Annotated in this window: 16 protein-coding genes; 4 read left to right on the top strand and 12 right to left on the bottom strand. The window is 72.7% G+C overall.

Annotated elements, in window-relative coordinates; translation table 11 throughout:
- Positions 1-1,444: 1,444 nt before the first annotated feature.
- The gene (locus AB0D59_RS41920) at positions 1,445-2,800 is read left to right on the top strand and encodes a beta-1,3-glucanase family protein (RefSeq protein ID WP_362576536.1); all 1,356 of its coding nucleotides are present in this window, start codon (positions 1,445-1,447) and stop codon (positions 2,798-2,800) included.
- Positions 2,801-2,992: 192 nt separating this feature from the next.
- On the opposite strand, the gene AB0D59_RS41915 is transcribed toward AB0D59_RS41920, so the two are convergent.
- Entirely contained in the window at positions 2,993-5,341 is a 2,349-nt protein-coding gene (locus AB0D59_RS41915) for an MMPL family transporter (RefSeq protein ID WP_362576535.1), read from the bottom strand.
- Between the two features lie 147 nt (positions 5,342-5,488).
- On the opposite strand from AB0D59_RS41915, the gene AB0D59_RS41910 reads away from it, so the two are divergent.
- Positions 5,489-6,439, top strand: a complete 951-nt coding sequence (locus AB0D59_RS41910) for an acyl-CoA thioesterase domain-containing protein (RefSeq protein ID WP_362576534.1) — start codon at positions 5,489-5,491, stop codon at positions 6,437-6,439.
- Between the two features lie 15 nt (positions 6,440-6,454).
- Here AB0D59_RS41910 and AB0D59_RS41905 read toward each other — a convergent pair whose 3' ends face one another.
- The 6 genes from AB0D59_RS41905 to AB0D59_RS41880 all read right to left on the bottom strand — a co-directional run bounded on the left by AB0D59_RS41905 (position 6,455) and on the right by AB0D59_RS41880 (position 15,858).
- On the bottom strand, positions 6,455-7,216 hold the full coding sequence (locus AB0D59_RS41905; RefSeq protein ID WP_362576533.1) for an SDR family NAD(P)-dependent oxidoreductase: 762 nt from the start codon (positions 7,214-7,216) through the stop codon (positions 6,455-6,457).
- Positions 7,206-8,654: a radical SAM protein gene (locus tag AB0D59_RS41900; RefSeq protein ID WP_362576532.1), complete on the bottom strand. Its 1,449-nt coding sequence runs from the start codon at positions 8,652-8,654 to the stop codon at positions 7,206-7,208. The genes AB0D59_RS41905 and AB0D59_RS41900 overlap by 11 nt, the downstream gene beginning before the upstream one ends.
- 35 nt (positions 8,655-8,689) lie before the next feature.
- Positions 8,690-12,625: a beta-ketoacyl synthase N-terminal-like domain-containing protein gene (locus AB0D59_RS41895; RefSeq protein WP_362576531.1), complete on the bottom strand. Its 3,936-nt coding sequence runs from the start codon at positions 12,623-12,625 to the stop codon at positions 8,690-8,692.
- A gap of 487 nt (positions 12,626-13,112) precedes the next feature.
- Complete coding sequence (locus AB0D59_RS41890) at positions 13,113-14,027, bottom strand: NAD(P)-dependent oxidoreductase (RefSeq protein ID WP_362576530.1); 915 nt, start codon at positions 14,025-14,027, stop codon at positions 13,113-13,115.
- Positions 14,027-15,001: an aldo/keto reductase gene (locus tag AB0D59_RS41885; RefSeq protein WP_362576529.1), complete on the bottom strand. Its 975-nt coding sequence runs from the start codon at positions 14,999-15,001 to the stop codon at positions 14,027-14,029. Before AB0D59_RS41885 ends, AB0D59_RS41890 begins: the two co-directional genes overlap by 1 nt.
- A 50-nt stretch (positions 15,002-15,051) precedes the next feature.
- Positions 15,052-15,858, bottom strand: coding sequence for a VIT1/CCC1 transporter family protein (locus AB0D59_RS41880; protein ID WP_362576528.1), 807 nt, complete (start codon positions 15,856-15,858; stop codon positions 15,052-15,054).
- Between the two features lie 143 nt (positions 15,859-16,001).
- Between AB0D59_RS41880 and AB0D59_RS41875 the strand changes: the two genes are divergently transcribed.
- Positions 16,002-16,937 carry a LysR substrate-binding domain-containing protein gene (locus AB0D59_RS41875; RefSeq protein WP_362576527.1) on the top strand — a complete coding sequence of 312 codons (936 nt, stop codon included), beginning with the start codon at positions 16,002-16,004 and terminating at the stop codon, positions 16,935-16,937.
- Positions 16,938-17,380: 443 nt separating this feature from the next.
- Here the strand turns inward: AB0D59_RS41875 and AB0D59_RS41870 are convergent, their stop codons facing one another.
- Positions 17,381-18,133: an SDR family NAD(P)-dependent oxidoreductase gene (locus AB0D59_RS41870; protein ID WP_362576526.1), complete on the bottom strand. Its 753-nt coding sequence runs from the start codon at positions 18,131-18,133 to the stop codon at positions 17,381-17,383.
- 378 nt (positions 18,134-18,511) lie between these two features.
- On the opposite strand from AB0D59_RS41870, the gene AB0D59_RS41865 reads away from it, so the two are divergent.
- Positions 18,512-19,984 carry an NAD(P)/FAD-dependent oxidoreductase gene (locus AB0D59_RS41865; RefSeq protein WP_362576525.1) on the top strand — a complete coding sequence of 491 codons (1,473 nt, stop codon included), beginning with the start codon at positions 18,512-18,514 and terminating at the stop codon, positions 19,982-19,984.
- A 40-nt stretch (positions 19,985-20,024) separates the two neighbouring features.
- Here AB0D59_RS41865 and AB0D59_RS41860 read toward each other — a convergent pair whose 3' ends face one another.
- The 4 genes from AB0D59_RS41860 to AB0D59_RS41845 form a co-directional block, all read right to left on the bottom strand.
- Positions 20,025-20,888, bottom strand: a complete 864-nt coding sequence (locus tag AB0D59_RS41860) for an isocitrate lyase/phosphoenolpyruvate mutase family protein (RefSeq protein ID WP_362576524.1) — start codon at positions 20,886-20,888, stop codon at positions 20,025-20,027.
- Between the two features lie 157 nt (positions 20,889-21,045).
- Complete coding sequence (gene dmpG / locus AB0D59_RS41855; protein ID WP_362576523.1) at positions 21,046-22,050, bottom strand: 4-hydroxy-2-oxovalerate aldolase; 1,005 nt, start codon at positions 22,048-22,050, stop codon at positions 21,046-21,048.
- Positions 22,047-23,015, bottom strand: a complete 969-nt coding sequence (locus AB0D59_RS41850) for an acetaldehyde dehydrogenase (acetylating) (RefSeq protein WP_362576522.1) — start codon at positions 23,013-23,015, stop codon at positions 22,047-22,049. The genes dmpG and AB0D59_RS41850 overlap by 4 nt, the downstream gene beginning before the upstream one ends.
- Entirely contained in the window at positions 23,012-23,812 is an 801-nt protein-coding gene (locus tag AB0D59_RS41845; RefSeq protein WP_362576521.1) for a fumarylacetoacetate hydrolase family protein, read from the bottom strand. The genes AB0D59_RS41850 and AB0D59_RS41845 overlap by 4 nt, the downstream gene beginning before the upstream one ends.
- Positions 23,813-23,870 lie beyond the last annotated feature (58 nt).

Genomic DNA, 23,870 nt, shown 5'->3' with positions numbered 1-23,870 from the left:
GGCTCCATAGGTTCCGCACCATGCGAGACCACGCGGACGCAGGAGCCGATTCAGGGGGCGAGAAGCCGCTCGGTGAGTAAAGCGGCGTAGGCAGGGCGGGGAGCACCTGAAGGTGGAGTGATCCCAGAGCCTTCGACGGCACGTCGTGGAACGCCATCGGCCCTGTCCAGATCGGCCGCCGTATCGCCCTGGGCAACTACGGCGAATACGCCAACAGCTCGATCAGCGACATCCACATCTACAACACCGCCCTCCTCCACTACCACCGGTGCTTCTGGGGCCTGGGAGGCTCTTCGTAACCGTCCGCCACACACCTGGTCTCCAACAGCTACCCGGGGGGCGTACAAGAGGGGCACCACCTGGAAGCCGCTCTGCGGCGGCTCACCCAGCCTCCGCTTCAAGCCCCGCTCCAGCACCCACCCCTACGTCTGCGAGCCGGACACTGACAGACACGGCCACCTCATCGGCATGGTGACCGCCGAACGGGACGGCACCTGGGCCCTCGTCGTCAACCGCCAGACCGGAGACCACTACCTCAGAAACGCCCGGGTCACCGACTGCGTCGACGCCCGCTGATTCGCATCACAGCTGGTCAGGAACCTACAGGCCGTTTGTGGAAGCCATCACCCGTAGGTGCGGATTTCATAGGTTTGAGATGAAAGAACGTCAAACTGCCGCGCTCCGGTCACTGCTGCTGGTCATGGGTCAAGAGTAGGCGGTCGTGATCGGGGCCTGTCGCGGCCGCCGCCGCTTCGCCGACGGACCAGGGACGACGAACACCTCCGCCCCGTACGGGGGTGGCTCCAGGCGCGGCCCTGAAGACGGAGCCCGAGCCGGCCCCCGGACGCACAGCCCAGCCGCACACGCCGAAGGCGGGGAGTCGACGACAGCGCCCGGCACCAGGACGGCCTCGCACGCACGTCGTCGTCGGCGCCGGCCGCTCCTGCCCCCTGCGGCCTTGCCGCCGTCCTTCTCAGCGCCGCCCGAACGGCGCCCTGCGCCGCTCTCGCGGACAGCCACGCCTGCCGCGGGTCCCTCCGGCGGGCCGCCCGCGGGACCGCGAACAGCGCACGGGCACATCTCGACCGCGTCCCTGGGCGCAGCGCGACCAGCCTCGGTCCCGGTCACGCCTGGGGACACCGCACGACCTGCTCGTGATCCCCCCGGGCGGCGACATGACAGCACGGAAAGGTCCGTACCGGTCGCGTCAAGGGTTGTAGAAGCGGGTTGACTGGGGCCGTCCAAACGGTCGGAAGCTGAAGGCTGCGGACGCGTTGCGCGCGATACCGGCGCCGGGATCAGCGCCGTGTCGTCTGCGGGGTCGCAACCCGACTGATTTCGGCTTCAGTTGTTGACGGCGGACATCGGCGGGACTACAACCCGAGGGAGCGGTCTGCTGTTGCTCCATCCCCACGCACGCCGAACCGGCTTGAGGAGACTCCGCATGCAGAGTTCCGCCAGCGCACCCACCCGCAGACAACCGGCCGGCGCCGTACGCCCACGCGCGGCTCTCGGCCTGGTGGTCGTCCTGATCGCCGCCTTCTTCGCGGTCCTCGCACCGTCGCCCGCGCACGCCGCCGACCAGTTGCTGTCCCAGGGCAGGCCCGCCACCGCCTCCTCGACCGAGAACGGTTCCTTCCCCGCGAGCGCGGCGGTCGACGGCAACACCGGCACCCGCTGGTCCTCGGCCTTCTCCGACCCGCAGTGGCTCCAGGTCGACCTCGGGTCCGTCCAGCAGCTCAGCCGGGTCACCCTGACCTGGGAGGCCGCCTACGCGACCGCCTTCCAGATCCAGACCTCCACCGACGCCAGCACCTGGACCACCGTCTACTCCACCACCACCGCCACCGGCGGAACCCAGAACCCGACCATCACCGGCAGTGGCCGCTTCGTCCGCCTCTACGGCACCGCGCGCGGCACCCCGTACGGCTACTCCCTGTGGGAGTTCCAGGTCTACGGCCCCGGGTCGACCACCCCGCCGGACGACTTCTGGGGCAGCACCAGCGACATCCCCGCCGCGAACAACGCCGTCGAGGTGAAGATCCTCAACCGCACCAACGGCAAGTACCCCGACAGCCAGGTGTACTGGAGCTTCAACGGCCAGACGCACTCCATCGCCGAGCAGCCCTACCTCGACATGCCGGCCAACTCCGCGGGCCGCATGTACTTCTACCTGGGCTCGCCCACCAGCTCGTACTACGACTTCATCGAGTTCACGGTCGGCAACAACGTCTTCAACGGCAACACCACCCGGGTCGACGCCTTCGGCCTGAAGCTGGCCATGCGCCTGCACACCAAGGACGGTTATGACGTCGAGGTCGGCGAGAACCGCCAGACCTTCGCCGAGGACCGCGCCACCACCTTCCAGCGCTTCACCGACGCGGTGCCCAGTCAGTTCAAGGTGCTGGCCCAGACCCAGGCCCCGTACCGGATCATCGCGCCCGGCAGCGACCCGAGCTTCCGCGCGGGCGGCGCCAACGCGAACTACTTCACCTCGTACGCCCAGTCAGTGGGCGTGACCGCGGCCACCTCCGACATCTTCGGCTGCGCGGCCGCACTGGCGGGCAACCCGAACATGTGCGCCGCCCTCAACCGCCACGTCGCCACCCTGCCGGCCTCCCAGCAGTCCGACCCCGCCCAGTTCTACACGGCGGCACCGGCGAACTACTACGCCAAGTTCTGGCACGACAACGCCATCAACCACCTCGCCTACGGCTTCCCCTACGACGACGTGGCGGGCCAGTCCTCCTTCGTCTCCCACGCCAACCCGCAATGGCTCCTGGTCGCCGTCGGCTGGTAGCCGATCCGGTGGCACGGACGCCGAACCCGCGCTGATCCCCCGACCGGCGGGTCCGGCCAGGTCGCACCCGACCCGGCCGGACCCCTCGGCTGACCGCACCGCGAGCCGACCACGACCACGACCGGGACAGCCCCGGCGCCTCCGCCGCCAGGAAGGCGCGGCGGCCGCATGGCGCAGGTCTCGGCGCGTCGGTCAGGGGCCGGGGGTGGGTGTTCCCGGCGGAACACCGGCCCGCGCCGCCCTCGGCATGTCCGGCGCGCCGGTGTCCTCGCGCAGCCCGACGCGGTCGTGGAGGCGGCGCAGCGGGGCCGGGGCCCACCAGTTGGCGCGGCCCGCCAGCCGCATGAACGACGGGACGAGCACGGCCCTCACCAGCGTCGCGTCCAGCACCACCGCCAGGGCCAGGCCGACCCCCAGGAGCTTCAGCATGGTCACTCCGGAGACGGAGAAGACGAACAGCACCGCGGCGACCAGGACGGCCGCGGCGGTGATGATGCGGCCGGTGTGCTGGAGGCCGAAGGCGACGGACTCCGTGTTGTCGCCGGTGAGCAGGTAGCGCTCGCGGATGCGGGCGAGCAGGAAGACCTCGTAGTCCATGGAGAGCCCGAAGGCCACGCAGAAGGTCAGGATCGGGATGGTGGCGTCCAGTGTGCCGGTGTGCGCCGGGCTGCCCACGAGGAACGACAGATGCCCCTCCTGGAACACGTACACCATCGCCCCGAACGTGGCGCTGAGACTGAGGGTGTTGAGCACCAGTGCCTTCACCGGCATCAGGACGCTCCCGGTGAACAGGAAGAGCAGCAGCAGGGAGGCGCCCACCACGATGCCGATCGCGGCCGGGGTGGCCCGGGCGACGGCGGCGGTGCTGTCCTGGACCTCGGCGGCCCGGCCGCCCACCGACACCGTGGCTCCGGCGGGCGCGGCCACCCCCCGCAGCCCGCGGACCAGCCGGGTGCCCGCCGGGGAGTCCGGTTCGGCCCCGGAGACCACGGTGACGAGTGTGACGCGGGAGACGCGGGAGACGCGGGAGACGCGGGTGTCACGGGTGACGCGGGTGACGCGGGTGTCACGGGAAACGCGCGTGTCACGGGAGACGCGCGTGCTGTCGCCGTCCGCCGACGCCGCCGGGCCCGGTCCCCGGACCCGGTGCCCGGCGACATAGCTCCCGGACACCGCGGTCACCCGGCGGACGTCGGGCACCGCGGAGAGCGCGCGGGCGTAGGGCTCCACCGCCCGGGGCCGTACGCCCTGGACGACCACGGGGACGGTGCCCAGCGCGTCGGCGTCGAACCGGTCGCGCAGCAGTTGCGTGGCCCGGTGCACCTGGGCGGAGGCGGGCAGCGAGCGGTCGTCGAACAGGCCCGCGCAGACCCGGGGGAACGGGGACGCGAGGACCGCCAGCAGCAGCACCGCGCCACCGCCGTAGAGCAGTGGGCGGCGCGTCACCGCCAGCGCGAACCGGTACCAGCGTCCGTTCTCCCAGGGCCCTGTCGGGCCTGCCGGGCCGCGCAGCCGGGCGAACACGTCGTAGCGGTCGACCCGATGGCCCACGACGGCGAGCAGCGCGGGCAGGACGAGGACCGCGCCCGCCGCCGCGGAGAGCACGACGGCGATGCCGCCGTAGGCGAAGGATCGCAGGAAGAACTGCGGGAAGACCAGCAGGGCGACCAGGGACAGAGCCACGGTGAGCGCGGAGAACGCGACCGTCCGCCCGGCCCGGCGCACGGTGGGGCCGAGCGCCTCCCGCACGGTGGCGCCGCCGCGCAGTTCCTCCCGGAAGCGGGCGAGGACGAACAGGCTGTAGTCGATGGCGAGTCCGAGGCCGAGCGAGGTGGTGGAGTTCATCGAGTACACCGAGATCGGCACCACGCCCGCGAGCGCGTTGAGCACCGCCCGGCTCATCAGGACCGACAGCAGCGCGATGACCAGTGGCAGGGTGGCGGCCACCGCGCCGCCGAAGACCAGCAGGAGCAGGACCAGGGTGATCGGCGCGGCGATCGCCTCGGCGAGCAGCAGGTCGTGAGCGGTACGCGCGCCGACCTCCGACTGCACCTGCGCGGGGCCGGCCGCCAGGACCGTCAGCCCCCGGGCGTGCCGCCGGACGTCCGGCAGGACCCGGCCGGCGGTCTTCGCCCGGTCGTCCTCGTCGCCGCGGAGGGAGAGCGTGACCAGCCCGATGGCACCGTCGCGGGAGCGCAGCGCGGGCGCGCGGCCCGCCGTCCAGTACGAGGTGGCCAGCCGGACGCCCCGGATCCGCGCCGCGCGCCGGGTCAGGGCCGTACCCAGGGAGGTCATCTCCGCCGAGTCGACGGACGTCGTGCCGCTGAGCAGCAGCACCAGGTCGTCGCCGGCGGCCGGGAAGTGCTCGGCCACCAGCCGTTCGGCGCGGGCGGACTGCGCACCGGGGTCGGAGAAACCCCCGTGGACCAGGCGGTGTTCCACGCCCAGGCCACCGATCCAGGCGAGCACGACGGCGACCGCGCTCACCCACAGCACGGCGACGCGCCGCCGGTACAGCACCGCGCTGACGCGGTCCAGCATGACAGGGCCTCCCTGAGGCGCTCCGGGCAACGGAGGGGCGGTGTAGTGAACTGCCGCCCGCCGTCAGCCAGTTCGATTGATGGACGGACTCCGAGCTGGCGATACTGGCCCGACCGAGCACTGTCGCCGGCGAGCGAAGCGAGGCCCATGCACCAGGAACCCGCACTGCTGGAACTGCTCGGCCTCCTCGATCCGGCCCCCGCACCCGGCCGCGACGACGCGGAGCACGGCGAACACGGGGAACACGGGGAACACAGAGCACACGGGCAGCACCGGGAGCACGAGGAGTGCTTTGTGGGGCGCCCTCCCCTGGAGCGCACCTCCCCGGTGTACGGCGGGCTGGTGGCCGCCCAGGCACTGGCCGCCGCCGGCCGTACGGTGCCCGGCGGGCTGCCGGTGCACGCGGTGCACTGCTCCTTCGTACGGGCCGGCCTGCCGACGGCCCCCTTCGACCACCGGGTCGACCGGGTGAAGACCACCCCGTCCTTCGCCACCCGGCGGGTCCGTACCACCCAGCGCGACCGTGAGGTGTTCGCGCTGACCGCCTCCTTCCACCGCCCGGAGCCGGGCCTCACCCATCAGGAGCCGATGCCGGCCGTACCGGACCCGGAGGGCCTGCCGACCTATGAGGAACGGCTGACGAAGGCGTTCGGCGAGGCGGTCGCCCCGCTCGGGAAGCCGTACGAGACCCGCTTCGTGGGGCCGTTGAGCTTCGACGCCGAGCAGGACCCGGCGCTGGTGTCCGCCCGGACCAGGGTGTGGGTCCGGATCCGGGGCGAGGTGCCGGACGGCGGCGAACCGCTGCTCCAGGCCTGTCTGTTGGTGTACGTGTGCGACGTGACCATGCTGGAGACGGTGGCGGTCCGGCACGGGGTGTCGTGGTTCCGTGCCACCGCCCGGAGCCTCGACTACACCGTGTGGATCCACCGGCCCTTCCGCGCGGACGACTGGCTGCTGTGCGCCCACGAGACCCCGGTGGCCGCCGGCGGCCGGGGACTGGTCCTCGGCCGGGTCTTCACCCGCGACGGGGTGCTGGTCGCCACCCTCGCCCAGGAGGGCCTGCTGCGCGTGAGCGGCGACCGTGCGGAGACAGGCTGAGGGGACTGGAGGGGGCTATACGACCAGGCCGCCGGAGATCTCGACGGCCTGCCCGGTGATGTAGCGGGCCCGGTCGGAGGCCAGGAAGCACACCAGGTGGGCCACGTCCTGCGGGGAGCCGAACGCCTGGCCGGGGATCAGGGATCTGAGGAACTCGGCCCTGTCTCCGGGTATGGCGGCGGTCATGTCGGTCTCGATGAGTCCGGGCGCGACGGCGTTGACGGTGACGCCCCGGCTGCCGATCTCCTTGGCCAGTGCCTTGGTGAAGCCGATGATCCCGGCCTTGGCGGCGGAGTAGGCGGTCTGGCCGGGGGTGCCGTGCAGTCCGGCGGAGGAGGCGATGTTGACGATGGCACCGCTGCGCTGCTTCACCAGGGGCATCAGCAGCGGTCTGGTGATGGTGTACATGCTGTCGAGGTTGGTGCCGATGACCTGGTGCCACTGTTCGGGGGCCATCCGTGCGAACAGGGTGTCGCGGGTGATGCCCGCGTTGTTGACGAGGATGTCGAAGCGGTCCAGCCGGTCCAGCGCCGCGGCGGCGAACCGTGCCGCCGCCCCGGTGTCGGCGACGTCGGCGTACAGCGGGGTGCAGCGCCGCTCCGGGTGGGCGGCGCACAACTCGTCGGCGAGGGCGCGGGCCTGCTTCTCGTCGCTGTGGTAGCCGAAGACGACGTCGGCGCCCTGCGCCAGTGCCAGCCGGACGACGGCGGCGCCGATGCCCCGCGAGCCCCCGGTGACCACGCAGCCGCGGCCCGCCAGCGGGAGGTCAGCCGTCACTGCCCGCCTCCGGTGTCACGGCGGCGGGCCGGCGCGACTCCTGCTTGCGCCGGGCCGCCTCCTCGCGCAGTTCGCGGTAGCGCTCCTCGGCGATCAGCGTGGAGATCATGGGCACGTAGAACGCGCCGTCGCCGACCAGCCTGATCCGCTCCGGCGTGATCTCCGCGTACCCGCGCTCGGCGAGCGCGTCCCAGACGGTGGCGAACTTCTCGTACACGTCGACGCCGAAGCCCGTGCGGTACTGGGCCCGGTCGATCCGCGTGCTGATGAGACCGCGGAAGAGGGCCAGCAGCAACAGGTCGTCGGGGGTGTGGCGGAAGCCCCGCTCGACCGGGAACCGGCCGGCGTCGACCGCCGCCTTGTACTGCGGCAGGCTGCGGTGGTTGATGAACGACCACGAACGGCCCGAGGGGAGCGTGGGGTTGCCGAAGAAGGTGATCGCCGCGTAACCGAGTCCGAGGCTGTCGACCTGTTCGACGCGGCTGGTGTAGCCCTCCCGGAAGTCCTTGACCGCGGGGTCCCCGGGGCGGCGGAAGTTGTACGTCGACAGCTGCTCGTAGCCCTGGTCGAGCAGGAAGTCGCGGCCCGCCCGGTACATCTCCAGGTTGGCCAGGGTGCTGGGCAGTTCGTGGAAGCGGTTGAGCGCGAAGTCGGTGGGTCCGCCGACGTTCAGCTCGTAGTGGGTGATGTCGTGGACCTCCCAGGAGACCAGGGTCCGCAGGTCCTCCAGCATGGTGTCGACGGTCTGCTGGGGCCAGCCGAAGATGATGTCGACGTTGGCGGCCAGGCCGAGTTCGCGGGCCCACTCCAGGCTCTGGATGACGTGTTTGGTCGTCTGCTTGCGGCCGCTGAAGCCGTTGAGCCGCTCGTTGACCTGCTGGACGCCCATGCTGATCCGGTTCATCCCGGAGTCCCTGATGGCCGCCATCTTCTCCCGGGAGAAGAGCTGCGGGATGCCCTCCAGGGTGAGGTCCGCCCCGTCATCGATCTCGGGGAAGAGGCGGCGCACCATGTCCATCAGCCGGTGGTAGACGGGGGCCCGGTAGAGGTTGGAGGTGCCCCCGCCGAAGTAGGCTCCGACGAGGACGGAGCCCGCCATCTGCTCCCGGTACATCTCCGCTTCGCGTTCCACGTAGCCGTAGTAGTCCTCCAGCGCGGCGTTGCCCTGGAACTCCTCGACGGGGAACAGGCAGTAGCCGCACTTCCCGGGGTCGGTCTGGATGCAGTACGGGACGCCGACGTAGAGGAACACGTGGGACTGCTCGCCGGTGGCGCGCAGGTGCCGGCGGTCCGCGCCGACCTCGTCCAGAGGTACGGACAGCTCGTTCCAGTACCGCGGGGACGGGAAGCCGTGCTGGATCTTGTTGACCTGGCGTTCGGTGAGATGGCTGTCGAGGTAGTCGTTGACGTGGTCGGGGCTCAACACGGTGGCCGGCACTTCCCCTCTGGGTGGGATCGGCGACAGGGTGGAGGTCAGGAGCCCTGGCGGGCGGTGGCCGCCGGGTCCGCCAGGATCACGCGCTGGAGGAGGTACTCCGCCAGTTCCTCGATGCTCTGGTATTCCAGTGCCTCCATCGCCTGGAAGCGGAAGTCGAGCTTCTCCTGGATGCGGCGCTGGAGTTCGGTGATGCTCAGTGAGTCGAGACCGATCTCCAGCAGGGCCAGGGACGGGTCGAGGTCGTGCAGGTCGATCTCCATCTCCGCCGACATCCGGCCGAGGGTGTCGGCGATCTCGTCGGCGAGCCAGCCGATGACCACCTGGCGGCGCTCGGCGGCCGGGAGGGGCTCGACGCGAGCCCGCAGTTGGGCCCGTGAGTCGCCGCCGTCCCGGGGGCGGCCGTCGGCCGGTGCGGCGGGGACGACCGAGGTGCCGGTCAGCGAGGCGATGCGCCGGAACTCGATGTCGTCGAGGTCCGCGAGAAGGTGCCCGGCGTCGTCCAGCACGCTCAACCGCGCCGAGAACGCGCTCCCGTCGGGGTTCGGGCGCAGCCGGAGGTGGCCCCAGATCTGGTCGGGCAACGGTCCGTGCAGGGCCATCCGGCCGATGCCGACCGGGACGTGGGCGCCCCTGGCGGCGCCCTCCCGTGCCGCGGCGGCGGTCAGATGCAGACAGCCGTCGAGCATGGTGGCGAAGCGGTGCGCGTGGCTGACGGGTGAGGCGCCGTCGGGTGCGGCCGTGATCCGGCCGAGTGCCTGCCCGCTCGGCTCGTCGAGCCACAGCTCGCGGACGGTGGAGAAGCTCGCCCCGTACTCCATGCCGTCCTCGCGGAGCAGCCCGTAGAGCCGGCCGGGCGGCAGTGCCGTGGGCATCGCCGCGCGCAGCTGCTCCGGTGGTGTCACGGGGGCGTCCCGCCGGTCGGCCGGACCGGCCTTCCCCTGGCAGTAGCGGGGCTCGCCGTCCCCGTCGCCGGCCACCGTGAACCGGTAGCCGCCCGTGGCCGAGGAGTCCTCCAGATCGACCCGGACGGTGCTGGGTCGCGTGGGGGCCAGGATCAGCGGGCGCAGGAAGTCGACGTCGGTGAACTCGACGGCCGTGTCCGCCGCGTAGGCGTCGAGGGCCAGTTCCAGATAGCCGGTGGCCGGGAAGACGGTCGCTCCGAGGACCCGGTGGTCGGCCCATGGCGTGCCCGCCCGCACCTCGTGCCGGCGCACGATCCGGGGGGCGGCCTGCCGCGGTGCGGGCACCGGCGCCACGGCCGGCTCCTGCGGCTGCGGTGTCGCCACGGCCGCCGGCTCGCCGGGTCCGGCGTCCGGCGCGGGCCGTACCCAGTACCGGTCCTTGCGGAACGGGTAGCGCGGGGCGGCGGAGGTACGGCGGTGGCGTGGGCCCGGGTAGAGGGCGGGCAGGTCGACCGCGGCCCCCGCCGTGAACAGGGCACCCGCGGCGGTGAGAAGGTCACGGGTGTCCCGTCCGTCGCGGCGCAGGGTCGGGATCACCGTCACGCCGGTGTCGCCGAAGGCCTCGGGGATGTACGACCCCAGAGCGGGATGTGGGCCGATCTCCAGGACCACGCCGCAGCCCAGCGCGGCCACCGCACGCATGCCGTCGTGGAACCGGACCGGTCGGCGCGCCTGCTGGCTCCAGTACTCCGGCCCCTCCGCGCCGGTCAGCGCCTCGCCCGTGACATTGGAGAACACCGGGACGGCCGGGGCGGTGGTGCGCAGCCCGGCGGCCGCCTTGCCCAGCTCGGCCAGGACCGGGTCCATCAGCGGCGAGTGGAAGGCGTGCGAGGTACGCAGCCGGGTGGTACGGCTGCCCGCGTCCTCGGCACGGCGTGCCACCTCGTCGACGGCCGCCGCCCGCCCGGAGACGACCACGGCGCGCGGGCCGTTGACGGCGGCGACGCAGACGTCCGCCTCCCGTCCCGACAGCCAGCCCCGCACGGTCTCCGGGTCGGCGGCCACGGCCAGCATCACTCCGTCGCGCGGCAGTTCGCCCATCAGCCGGCCGCGCACCGCGCTGAACCGGGCGGCGTCCTCCAGGGGGAGCATGCCGGCGACACACGCGGCGACGACCTCGCCGATGCTGTGCCCGACCACCGCGTCCGGGACGACTCCCCAGGACCGCAGCAGGGTGGCGAGCGCGTATTCGACGGCGAACAGCGCTGGCTGGGCGAGGCGGGTGTCGTCGAGCGCCTGCGGTGCCCGGTCCTCGAAGAGCAACCGCCGCAGCGGTACGGGCAGTTCGGGGTCGAGCAGTTCGGCGCAGCGGTCGAGGGCGGCGGCGAAGGCCGGTTCGCCGCCGTACAGTTCGCGGGCCATGCCCGGGTACTGCGCGCCCTGGCCGGTGAAGACGAAGGCGGTCCTGGCGGGCTTCGCGGGGTGCCCGCCGCTGACCGACGGCGAGGTCCGGCGGGTCCGCCACAGCCGCAGGTCGTTGGCGATCTCGATACCGCCCCGCCCGGTCACCGCGATGCGGTGGCGGTGCGCGGCGCGTCCGGTGGCGGCGGTGAAGACGGCCGCCGGCAGGGTCTCCCGGTCGGTCCTGGACAGGTACTCCGCCCAGCGCTCGGCCAGTGCGTCCAGGCTCTCGGGGGACTTGGCGGACAGCACCAGCAGCTCGGCCGGGCGCGGCTTCGCGGCGACCGCCCCGGCCTGCGGCTTCGGCTGCGGTGCCTCCCGCAGGATGGCATGGGCGTTGGTGCCGCTGTAGCCGAAGGAGTTGACGGCGGCCAACCGCGGGACGTCCGTCCGGGGCCAGGGCACCGCCTCGGTGGGGACCTCCACCGGGGCGCCGTCGAGGTCGATCCTGGGGTTCAGCCGGTCGAGGTGGAGGCTGGCGTAGATGGTCTCGCGGTGCAGCGAGAGGGCGGCCTTGACGACGCCGAGGAGTCCGGCGGCGGCCTCGGTGTGGCCGAAGTTGCTCTTCGCCGAGCCGACGTACAGGGGGCGGTCGGCGGTGCGCGAACGGGCGTAGGCCCGGGAGATGGCACCCATCTCGATGGGGTCGCCGACCGGGGTCCCGGTGCCGTGCGCCTCGACGTAGTCGACCTCGGCGGGGTCGACGCCGCTGCGGGCGAGCGCGGTGCGCATCACCTGCTCCTGGGTACGGCCGTTGGGGGCGGTCAGCGCGGGCGTGTGCCCGTCGTGGTTGATCGCGCTGCCGACGACGGTGGCCAGGATGGGGTCGCCCCGTTCCTCCGCGACCGACTGCCGGCGCAGCAGTACGGCCACGCAGCCCTCGCTGCGGACGTAGCCGTCCGCCTTGGCGTCGAACGCCCGGCACTGCCCGCTGCGGGAGAACAGCCCCAGTTTGCAGAAGGCGACATGGACGTCGGGGTGGAGGATCAGGTTGACGCCGGCGACGACGGCCGATTCGCACTCGCCGGTGAGGAGGGACTGCCGGGCCAGGTGCAGGGCGACCAGCGAACCGGAGCAGGCGGTGTCGACCGCGAAACAGGGCCCTTTCACATCGAGGAAGTGAGCGACTCGGCCGGCGCTGATGCTGTTCGCGTCACTCATCGCGTCGTAGGCCGAGACGCCCTTCAGCCCCTCGATGTCGCGCTTGAGGGTGCCGTAGTTGTTGGTGTTCATCAGGGCGAGAAACACGCCGGTGTCGGTGCCCCGCATTTCCGTGGGGTCCTGTCCGGCGTTTTCGAGGGCGTGCCACACGGTCTGCAGAAGCAGGCGGTGCTGCGGATCCATTCGGACCGCCTCGGCGTCCGAGATCCCGAAGAACGCCGCGTCGAAGCGGTCGACGTCGTCCACGAATCCGCCGTGCCGGATGTAGGTCTTGCCCGGAGCCAGCGGGTCGGGGTCATAGAGTCTGTCCACGTCCCAGCGGCTGGCGGGGATCTCCTCGACGCAGTCCCGCCCCTCCCGCAGCACTGTGTACAGGTCGTCCGGCCCGTGCACTCGACCGGGGAGTGTGCACCCGATCCCTACCAACGCGATGGGCTCGACATCCATGCAGGATTTCTCCTTCGAAGGACGGGAAAAGGCAGTGCCGTGGCGCCGGGACATACGCGTCAGGGTTCTTCCGCTCGGCGGCGAACGACAACTCCGTACGCACACATCGGCCGAGTTCCCTTTCGGCGCACCCGTGTAAGGCTAGGTGCGCGGCCGATAAGGGAACAAGCGGCGCAATTGGGGCGGGCGATGCCCGTGAAGGGCGTGCGGGGACCGAGGGCGCGTGACGGCGACCGCGTGCCCACACCATGTTCCTGCCGGGACATGAGGGACGAGCCACAGGCACCGCGAACAACCGCACACCGCCACCGGCAGACCCCTCCCCCACCGCCCTCCCGCGCCGGGCCCAGGGCCACGCCGGGCTCCGGCGGCGGGCTCCCTCGCGGCCTCCCGCGCCGGTCTGAGGGCCGCACCGGGCTCCGGCGGCGGGCCCCGCACGGAATCCCGCGCCGGGATCGAGGTTTGGGCCCGGCCTCCCGCGCCGGGTTCAGGGGCGTGTCGGGCCGGCCGCGGTGATGGCCGCGGCCACGTCGTCCGTGGCGTGGCCGGACGCGATCGCCTCGTCCCAGCGCTTCAGCAGCGCCTCGGTGAGCGGCAGTTCGAGCCCGCGCTGGTCGGCGGCCGCCAGTGCGAGGGCCGCGTCCTTGCCCGCGTGGTGCAGCGGGAAACCCGGGGCGAAGTCGTGCTCGACCATGGCCCGGCCCTTGGCCGTCGCATACGCGGATCCCAGCGGGCTCTCGGCGAGGGTGCCGAGCACCAGATCGGGTTCCAGCCCGAGCGCGCCGACCAGGCTGACGGTCTCGGCCATCCCTTCGACCAGGACCGCGAGCCAGTTGTTCAGCACCAGCTTGAAGCGGCTGCCGTCGCCGAGGCGGTCCAGCCACAGCGTCCGGTGGCCCAGAGCGTCGAACAGCGGCTGCACGCGGGGGCGCAGTGCCGAATCCCCGGAGGCGAGGACGAGCAGCTCACCCCGTTCCGCGGGCCCGGAACTCCCGGAGACGGGGGCGTCGACGAACGCGGCGATCCCCTCGGCGAGTTCCGCCAGCCGCCGGGTGGCGTGGACGCCGACCGTGCTCATCTGGATCCAGACCGTGCCCGGGGCGAGCGCGGTCAGGGCGCCGTCGGCCCCGGTCATCGCGCTCTCCACGGCGGCGCCGTCGGTGAGCATGGTGATCAGGAACCCGGCCTCCGCGGCCGCCCCGGCCGGGGTACCGGCGACCCGAGCGCCAGAGCCGGCCAGTGCCTCGGCCCGCTGCCGGGTCCGGTTCCACACCGTCACGTCGAACCCGGCGCGCAGCAGATTGCGCGCGATGGGGGCACCCATGACACCGGTGCCGAGAACCCCGACCCGGGTCCTTCCTGTTCGTTCGGCCCGTTCGGCCCGTTCGGTCGATGTGGTCATCACACACTCTCCGGGGAAGGTCCGGCGACCGAGGTGGCCGCCGTCATGATCGAGTCGATGTCCTTGAGGTCGACCTCGTCGAGCGTGAGGTCCGCGGCCGCGAGGCTGTCCTCGACGTGGTGGACGCGCCGCGCGCCGACGATCGCCGCGTCCACGCCCGGCCGGGCCAGGGTCCAGGCGATGGCCAGTTGGCTGACCGTCATGTCGCGGAAGGCCGCGAACTCCTCCAGTGCGCGGACGACCCCGAGATTGCGCCGGTAGGTCTCGCCGCGGAAGACCTCGCTCTTCGCCCGCCAGTCGTCGGCGGGGAAGACGGTGTCCTCGCCGAGGGTGCCGGTCAGCAGGCCGTGCGCGAGCGGGCCGTAGACCAGGACGCCGATGCCGTGCCGGCGGGTGTAGGGCAGGACGGTGTCCTCGACCCCGCGGCGAAAGAGGTGATACGGCGGCTGCAGCGTCTCCACCGGCAGGGTGCGGGAGAACTCGGCCATCTGCTCGGCGGAGTAGTTGGACACGCCGACGTGCCGGATCTTGCCGGCCGCGACCAGCTCCTTCAGCGCGCCGGCGGTCTCGGCGAGCGGCACCTCCGGGTCGGGCCAGTGGACCTGGTAGAGGTCGATGTGGTCGACGCCGAGCGCGGTCAGGCTGGCGTCGACGCCGGCGCGCAGGGCGGCGGGGCTCGCGTCCCGGGCGACACCGGCGTCGGTGCGGCGCAGGCCGCCCTTGGTGGCGATCACCACCTCGTCGCGGTGTTCGCGGAGTTCGTCCCGCAGGGCGGCTCCGAGCAGGCGTTCCGAGGCGCCGAAGCCGTACCCCTGGGCGGTGTCGAAGAAGTTCACCCCGAGCTCACGGGCCCGACGGATGGCACTTTTGGCGTCGTCCTCGGCGAAGGTGCCCCAGTCCCCGCCGAGTTGCCAGGTACCGAAGGCGATGCGGGAGACCTGCAGTCCGGTCGATCCCAGTGCGGTGCTGCGCATGGTTGTCCTCCGTGCGTGATGAGTTCGTTCGGTTGTGCTGCCGGTCGCGGTCAGCCGACTCTGGCGCCGATCACATGCCCGATCCCGAAGACGGCCGCGACGGCGAGGGCGCCGACGAAGAGCTGGCGGACCCCGGAGCGCAGCGGCGCCCGGCCGTTGAGCAGGCCGATCGCACCGCCGACGGCGAACAGGGCGCTGCCCGCCAGGACGACGGCGAGGAGCAGCGCGGCCGTACCCGAGAGGAAGAGGAAGGGCAGTACGGCGGTCAGGGCGCCGACGGCGAACGAGGCGAGGCTGGAGAACGCCGCCGACCACGGCGAACCCAACTCGTCCGGGTCCAGTCCGAGTTCCTCGCGGACCATGGTGTTCAGGGCGGTGTCGTGGTCCCGCATGATGGTCGTCGCGACATGCCGGGCGTCGTCGGCGTCCAGCCCCTTGTCCCGGTAGACCTGGACGAGTTCCGCCTCATGGACGCCCGGGTCGGCGCGCAGCTGATCGGCGGCGACCGCTATCTCGCGCTCGTAGGCCTCGCGTTGGCTGCGCATGGAGATGTACTCGCCGGCGGCCATGGAGAAGGCCCCGGCCAGCAGTCCGGCGACTCCGGCGAACAGGACGGCCGTACCGGAGACGCCGGATCCGGCGAAGCCCATCACCAGGGCCGTGTTGGAGACCAGGCCGTCGTTGACGCCGAACACCGCGGCGCGCAGGGCGCCCGAGCGGTCGCCGTGCCGCGCTCGCTCGCCGCGCTCGGTGGGGCTCCTGGTCTCGGCGTTCACCGTGCCCGCGCGAGCGGCGTACGGCAGTTCGGACGACGTCAACGACATCGCGGCACTCCGATCCTCGATGGTGGTTTCCATCGGCGGCGAATACAGAGCTTCCGGTTATTCGCCGTCGTACATACCAACGAGCGGAGTGCACCCATGTTTCCCATTTGGGCTAGATAGTCGGAGATAAGTGTTATCGACATAAAAGATAGGCCGCGTGAGAATTATGTAAGCGCGTGACTCCCATCGGCGGGCGTGATGGCATGGGCGGCATGGAGTTGCGGGAGCTGCGGGCGTTCGTGGCGGTGGTGGAGGAGGGCGGGCTGTCCGCCGCCGCGCGGCGGCTGCATGTGAGTCAGCCCGCCCTGTCCCAGACGATCAGCGGGCTGGAGCGGCAGCTGGGTGTGCGGCTGCTGGTGCGCGGGCGCAGCGGGGTGCGGGCGACCGAAGCGGGGACCGCGCTGACCGGCGAGGCCCGGGCGGTGCTCGCCCGGCACGATCAGGCGCTGCGGGTGATGGCCGGGTACGCCGGTCCGGGCGGCGGGGCGCTGCGCATCGGGATCCCCCTGGAGCTGCCGTCCGGGCTGCTCGACCCGGCGCTCGCCGAACTGGCCGCGGCGTATCCGGAGACACGGGTGCAGGCCCGGCATCTGTCCACGGCGGAGCAGCTGACCGCGCTGCGCGCCGCCGACCTCGACGTCGGCCTTCTCCGGGAGCGGCCGTCGGGGCCGGAGTTCGACGCACTGCTCGTCGTACGGGAGAGACTCGGTGTGCTGGTCGCCGCCGAACAGGCCGCCGAACTGGCCGGGCCCGACGGCATCCCGCTCGAAGCGCTCGGCACGTTGCGGTGGGTCGGGTTCCCGCGGGCCGGAAGCCCCGCCTGGTACGACGAGCTGACCGCGATCCTGCGCGGGCACGGCCTCGATCTCGGTCCCGAGGCGCCCGAGGGGCAGGCGCTGATCGCCGACGTCAAGCTGGCCGCGGTCGCCTCCGGGCAGGCCTTCGCACTGGCTCCGCCGGGCTGGCAGCAGCCGTTGCCCGACCATGTGACCTGGTCACCGCTGATCGGCCACCCGCTGGTACGGCGCACGTGGGCGGTATGGCCGTCCGACTCCCGCCGCCGCGACCTGGGCCACTTCATCGCAACCCTGGACCGTCCGCCAGGGGCCTGAACCCGCGCGCCCCCGACCCGACACCGACCGACCGCGCCCGCAGGGGGCCCGCCGCACACAGCCGACGCATCACCGAAGCCAGCCGAGGCACCACCGACACGACCCGAACACCGCCAGGGCACCACCGGCCGCGGCCGAAACACCGCCAGGGCACCACCGCCCACCACCCGAACACCACCCAGGCACCACCGACCACCACCCGAACACCACCCAGGCACCACCGACCACGGCCGGAACGCCGCCAAGGCACCACCGGCCGCAGCCGAGACCTCGCCAGGGGCACCACCGGCCGCGGCCGAGACACCGCCGCCGACACAGTTGACCGACTCGCCGGAGACGGCCGGGGCACTGCCCGAGGCGCCCGGCGCTTCAGCCGGGCGCCCGCCGTAGGTCGCCGGACACGGCCGGGGCGCCGGGCGGTGGGACCGGCGCCCCCCGATGCGTCAGACGGCCGTGCGGCCGCCGTCGACCGGCAGGATCGCACCCTGCACGAAGCTCGCCGCGTCGCTCGCCAGGTAGGCGATCGCCTCGGCGATCTCCCGTGCCTCGCCGGGCCGGCCGGCGGGCGCCTGGGCGGCCAGGACGTCCAGGTCCTCGCCCATGGCGGCCGTGCCCTCGGTACGGGTCGGGCCGGGCTCCACGGCGTTCACCCGCACGCCCCGCGGGCCGAACTCGGCGGCCCAGGCCTTGGTCAGCAGATTGACCGCCGCCTTGCTCGACCCGTACAGCGCCATGCCCACGACCCCGTACTCGGCGACCATCGTGCTGACGTTCACGATCGCCCCCTGCCCGCGCTCGGCCATGCCCGGTGCCAGCTCGGCGACCAGGTAGAACGGCGCCTTCACGTTCAGGTCGTAGACGGCGTCCACATCGCTGGACGGCGTCTCGGCCGTCGCCCCGAACGGGAAGATGCCGGCGTTGTTGACGATGATGTCCACGCGGCCGCCGCCCAGCTCGGTGGCCCGCCTGGCCAGCTGCCGCACCGAGTCGGCGTCCCGCAGCTCGGCCGCCAGGAAGTCGGCCTTGCCGCCGCGCTCCCGGACGGCCGCGACCACCTTGTCGCCGCGCTCCGCGTCCCGTCCCGCGACCAGTACATGGGCGCCCCGTTCGGCGAACAGGCTCGCGGTCGCGGCGCCGATACCGCTGGTGGCGCCCGTCAGCAGGGCCACGCGTCCGGTCAGATCAACAGTTCCCATGAGATGTCCTCAGGTGTGAAAAGCAGGGGACGAACCGGTCGCCCCGTCACCTCGTGCGTGAGGTGACGGGAGTCCACAAGCGCCCGGTCCCGCCGCGGATTCCGGTCCCGCCATCGGCGGATCCGATGGCCCCCATAAGCGCGCCGACCGGTGTGCCGTCCCGGCCGCCACCGCCCCCTCCGTGCCGCGTCTGGGCCGGTCGGGGGAGCCGGGCGGCCAGAGGTTGCGCTTATGGCGGGTCTTTGTGAGGCGTATGGGCGTAGGGCGATCAACTCCGCGCGTCTCGCGGTTACATGACTCGTACGGCACAGGCAGTCACCGCCGCCGAGGTGGTGACCCCACCACCCGGACCGGTACCGACCGTCATGTGAGGCAGCAATGAGCACACCGCACCAAACCGATACAAACGGTACTTACGACCTTATCGTCCTGGGCGCCGGACCGGTCGGGCAGAACGTCGCCGACCGGGCCCGGGCCGCCGGCCTCTCCGTGGCCGTCGTGGAGCGGGAGCTCGTCGGCGGCGAGTGCTCCTACTGGGCCTGTGTCCCCAGCAAGGCGCTGCTGCGTCCGGTCATCGCGGTCGCCGACGCCCGCCGCGTGGACGGCGCCCGGCAGGCCGTCACCGGCCGGCTCGACAACGATGCCGTCTTCGCCCGCCGCAACCGTTACGTCACCGACTGGGACGACAGCGGGCAGGCGCTGTGGGTCAAGTCCATCGGCGCCGACCTCTTCCGCGGCCACGGCCGGCTCGACGGGCCGCGCCGGGTCACCGTCACCCGGGACGACGGCGCCCGGCAGACCCTCGTCGCCCGGCACGCGGTGGCCGTCGCCACCGGCAGCCGGCCGGTACTGCCCCGCATCCCCGGCATGGAAGAGGCCCGGCCCTGGACGAACCGGCACGGCACCGACTCCAGCACCGTGCCCGCCCGGCTGATCGTGGTCGGCGGCGGCGGGGTCGGCGTGGAGATGGCCACGCTGTGGCAGGGGCTGGGGTCACAGGTCACCCTGCTCGCCCGGCGCCGGCTGCTCCCCCGTTTGGAGGCCTTCGCCGGCGAGCTGGTCGCCCAGGGGCTGACCGAGGCGGGCGCGGACGTGCGGACCGGCGTCCACGTGACCGCCCTGCGCCGCCCGGACCCCGCCGGACCGGTGACCGTCACGCTCGACGACGGGAGCGAGCTGGAAGCCGACGAGGTCCTGTTCGCCACCGGACGGACCCCCGGCACCGACGACATCGGCCTGGAGACCGTGGGCCTGGCCCCCGGCTCCTGGCTGGACGTGGACACGACCTGCCTGGTCGACGGGGTCGAGGGCGAGTGGCTGTACGGCCTCGGGGACGTCAACCACCGCGCGCTCCTCACCCATCAGGGCAAGTACCAGGCGCGGACGGCGGGGGACGCCATCGGCGCCCGGGCCGCCGGGCGGCCGCTGGACGACGGGGACTGGGGCGATCACGCCACCACCGCCGACCGGCACGCCGTCGCCCAGGTCTTCTTCACCGACCCGGAGGCGGGCGCGGTGGGCCTGACCGCCGAGCAGGCGGCCGCCGCCGGGCACCACGTCGAGACGGTCGACCTCGACTTCAACGCCGCCCAGGGCGCCAACCTCTACGCCGACGGCTACACCGGCCATGCCCGGCTGGTCGTGGACGTGGACCGGGATGTGCTGCTCGGGGTGACCATGGTCGGCTCCGGGGTCAGCGAGCTGTTGCACTCGGCCACGATCGCGGTCGCCGGCGAGGTCCCGCTGAAGCGGCTCCGGCACGCCATCGCGCCGTTCCCCACGGTCAGCGAGATCTGGGTGTTCCTCGTCGGCGCGTACCGACGCCAGCGGCAGGAACGCGACGCCGGGTGAGTTCCTGAGAGATGCGTACCGGCTGAGCCGACCGGTCGGCTCAGCCCGCCTCGGGCTTGTGCCGGAAGAGCTCGTTCAGTTCCGGCTGCGGGATCTGGTGCTCGGCGTAGGAGAAGGTGCCCCGGTCCGCCAGCTCCTTCGCCGCGTCGAGCAGCCGCGCGTACATCGCCCGGGCGATGCTGCCGCCCACCGTGACCCGGCGCACCCCGAGGTCGCGCAGGTCGGCCAGGGACAGGGCGTTACCGGTCAGGCCCATCACCACGTTCAGCGGGCCGTCGATCTCGCGCACCAGTGTGCCGATCGTCCCGGCGTCGGCCGCACCCGGCACGAACGCGCAGTCCGCGCCCGCCGCCAGATACGCGTTGGCCCGCCGGACGGCCTCGTCGAGCGGTCCTCCGGTCAGCAGCACGTCGGTGCGGCCGACCAGGACGAACGGCTCGTCGGCCGTGTCGACCGCCTCCCGGGCGGCACGGATACGGTCCGCCGAATGCTCCGGGTCGTAGAGCGGCCGGGAGCGGTCGCCGGTGAAGTCCTCGATGTTGCCGCCGGCGGCTCCGGCCGCGAGGGTCATCGAGATCGTCTCGGCCACGGTGTCGGGCGCCGCGCCGAACCCGTCCTCCAGGTCCGCGCTGACCGGGATCCGCACCTCGGCGGCGATCTCGCCGATCCGGCGGATCATGGTCGTACGGTCGACCCGGTCGCCGCCGGACGAGGTGTCTGCGTAGTCGTGGTCCGGGCGGCCCAGGGAGAAGGCCACCCCCGCGCTGGTGGTGGCCACGGCCGGGAAGCCGGCCGACTCCAGGACCCGGGCGCTTCCCGCGTCCCAGGCGTTGGGGAGCAGGAAGCAGCCCTCCCGGTGCAATGCGACGAAGCGTGCGGCCAGTTCCCGGCGTCGAGTGTCCACGCCGCCCAGTCTGGCAGCCGGCAGTGACAACGGGGCCGCCGTTCGCGGCGCGTCCGCCGGCCCGGAGATCGAGGCCGCCTCTCGCCGTGGGTCAGCGTGCATCGAGGCCGCCCGTCACCGTGGGTCAGCGTGCATCGAGGCCGCCCGTCACCGTGGGTCAGCGTGCGGCGAGGTCCAGGGCGATGTCCGTGATCATGTCCTCCTGCCCGCCGACCAGCTTGCGGCGGCCCACCTCGACCAGGATCGCCCGGGTGTCCAGCCCGTGCCTGCGGGCGGCGGCCTCGGCGTGCCGCAGGAAACTGGAGTACACACCGGCGTAGCCGAGGGTGAGCGTCTCGCGGTCCACCCGCACCGCACGGTCCTGCAGCGGTCGTACGACGTCGTCGGCCGCGTCCATCAGCGGGAACAGCGCGCAGCCGTGCTCCCAGCCCATCAGGTCGGCGACCGCGACGAAGGCCTCCAGCGGGCAGTTGCCCGCCCCGGCGCCCTGGCCGGCGAGGGAGGCGTCGACGCGGGTGACGCCGTTCTCGACGGCGACGACCGAGTTGGCGACCCCCAGGCCCAGGTTGTGGTGGGCGTGGATGCCCAGCTCCGTCGCCGGGTCCAGGACCTCGCGGTAGGCCCGCACCCGGTCCCGGACGCCGTCCATGGTCAGCCGGCCGCCGGAGTCGGTGACGTACACGCAGTGCGCGCCGTACGACTCCATCAGCTTCGCCTGGCGGGCTAGTTCGGCGGGCTCGGCGAGGTGGGACATCATCAGGAAGCCCGCCACGTCCATACCCAGCTCCCGGGCGGCGGCGATGTGCTGCGCCGAGATGTCGGCCTCGGTGCAGTGGGTGGCCACCCGGACCGAGCGGATGCCCAGCGAGTGGGCCCGCCTGAGGTCGTGGACCGTACCGATGCCCGGCAGCAGCAGGGTGGTCGGGATCGCCTGGCGGACGGCGCCCACGACCGCCTCGATCCACTCCCAGTCGGTGTGCGCGCCCACGCCGTAGGTGACGCTGGAGCCGGACAGGCCGTCGCCGTGCGCGACCTCGATCGCGCGGACCCCGGCCGCGTCGAGGGCGCCGGCGATGGTGCGGGCCTGGTCGACGGTGTAGCGGTGGCGGACGGCGTGCATGCCGTCCCGCAGGGTGACGTCCTGGACGTACAGACGGGTCATCGGGACGCCACCTCCGGGGCGATGGGGGTCCCCCCGCTCGAGCGAAGCCGAGAGTGGGGGCGGGCGGCGATGCGCTCGGCGGTGCGCAGTGCGGCCGAGGTCATGATGTCGAGGTTGCCGGCGTAGGCGGGCAGGTAGTGGGCGGCGCCCTCCACCTCCAGGAAGACGGACACCTTCACGGCGTCGCCGGGCGCCAGGGTGCGCAGCGGGTCGTCGGCGGCCACCCGCTCGAACTGCACCTTCTGCTTGAGGCGGTAGCCGGGGACGTACGCCTGCACGCGGGCGACCATCTCCTGCACCGAGGCCGTCACCGCCGCGTCGTCGCAGTCGCCGACCAGGCAGTGCACGGTGTCCCGCATGATCAGCGGCGGTTCGGCCGGGTTGAGCACGATGATCGCCTTGCCGCGGGCCGCGCCGCCGACCTTCTCGACGGCGGAGGCCGTGGTCTCCGTGAACTCGTCGATGTTGGCCCGGGTGCCGGGACCGGCGGAGCGGGAGGAGATGGAGGCGACGATCTCGCCATAGTGGACCGGGGTGACCGCGTGCACGGCGGCGACGATCGGGATGGTGGCCTGGCCGCCGCAGGTGACCATGTTGACGTTCGGGGCGTCCAGATGGGCGTCGCCGTTCACGGGCGGGACGACGTACGGGCCGAGCGCGGCCGGGGTGAGGTCGACGACCGTACGGCCGAGCGCGCGCAGTACCTCGTCGTGGCGGCGGTGGGCGCCGGCGGAGGTGGCGTCGAAGACGATCGACACGTCCTCGAACGCGTCGAGGGCGACCAGCCCCGCCACCCCCTCGTGGGTCGTGGCCACCTTGAGGCGGCGGGCCCGGGCCAGGCCCTCGGAGTCCGGGTCGATCCCGGCCATGGCGGCGATCTCCAGGGTCTCGGAGAGCCGGAGGATCTTGATCATCAGGTCGGTGCCGATGTTCCCGGACCCGATGACGGCGGCCTTCGTGGTCATGCGCCGGCCCCTTCCGTGGCGAACGCGGCCTCGACCGTGCCGAGACCCTCGATGTGCGCGGTGAACTCGTCGCCCGCGGCGGCGGCCGCCATCGGGCCGAGCGCGCCGGTCAGGACGATGTCCCCGGCCCGCAGCGGGTCGCCAAGACCGGCCAGGGTGGCGGCCAGCCAGCGGGCGGCGGTGAGCGGGCTGCCCAGGCAGTCGGCGCCGGTGCCCCGCGAGACGGTCTCGCCGTTCCTGGCCAGGGTCATCCGGACGCCCCGGAGGTCGACCCGGTCCAGCGGGACCGGGGTACCGCCGAGGACGAACAGTCCGCAGGAGGCGTTGTCGGCGACGGTGTCGACGATGGTGATGTCCCAGTCGGCGATCCGGCTGTCCACGATCTCCAGCGCGGGCAGTGCGAAGGAGGTCGCCCGCAACAGGTCGGCGACGGTCGGCTCGCGATGAGGGAGATCCGCGCCCAGCACCAGGGCGACCTCGGCCTCCACCTTGGGCTGGAGCAGCCGACCGGGCGCGATCGGCTCCCCCTCGCTGACCGCCATGTCCGCGAACAGCGCACCGAAGTCGGGCTGCCCGACCCCGAGTTGACGCTGCACGGCGGGCGAGGTCAGCCCGATCTTGCGGCCCACGAGGCGGCGGCCGGCGGCGATGCCCCGCTCGACGTACCGCCGCTGCACCTCGTAGGCGGTCTCGATGTCGCCCTCGGGGAGGAGGGCGCGGACGGGGGCGCAGGGGGTGCCGGTGCGGGTGGCCTCGTCGAGGACGTCGGCCACCTTGGTCACGAGGTCGGGGCTCATGCCGACAGGTATAGGCGGGCGTCGGGAGACCTGGCAAAATATGTTCCGTGACACGGAA

This window comes from Streptomyces sp. NPDC048417 (assembly GCF_040651615.1).
Lineage (GTDB): Bacteria > Actinomycetota > Actinomycetes > Streptomycetales > Streptomycetaceae > Streptomyces.
This window is presented reverse-complemented; position numbering and strand designations above follow the sequence as displayed.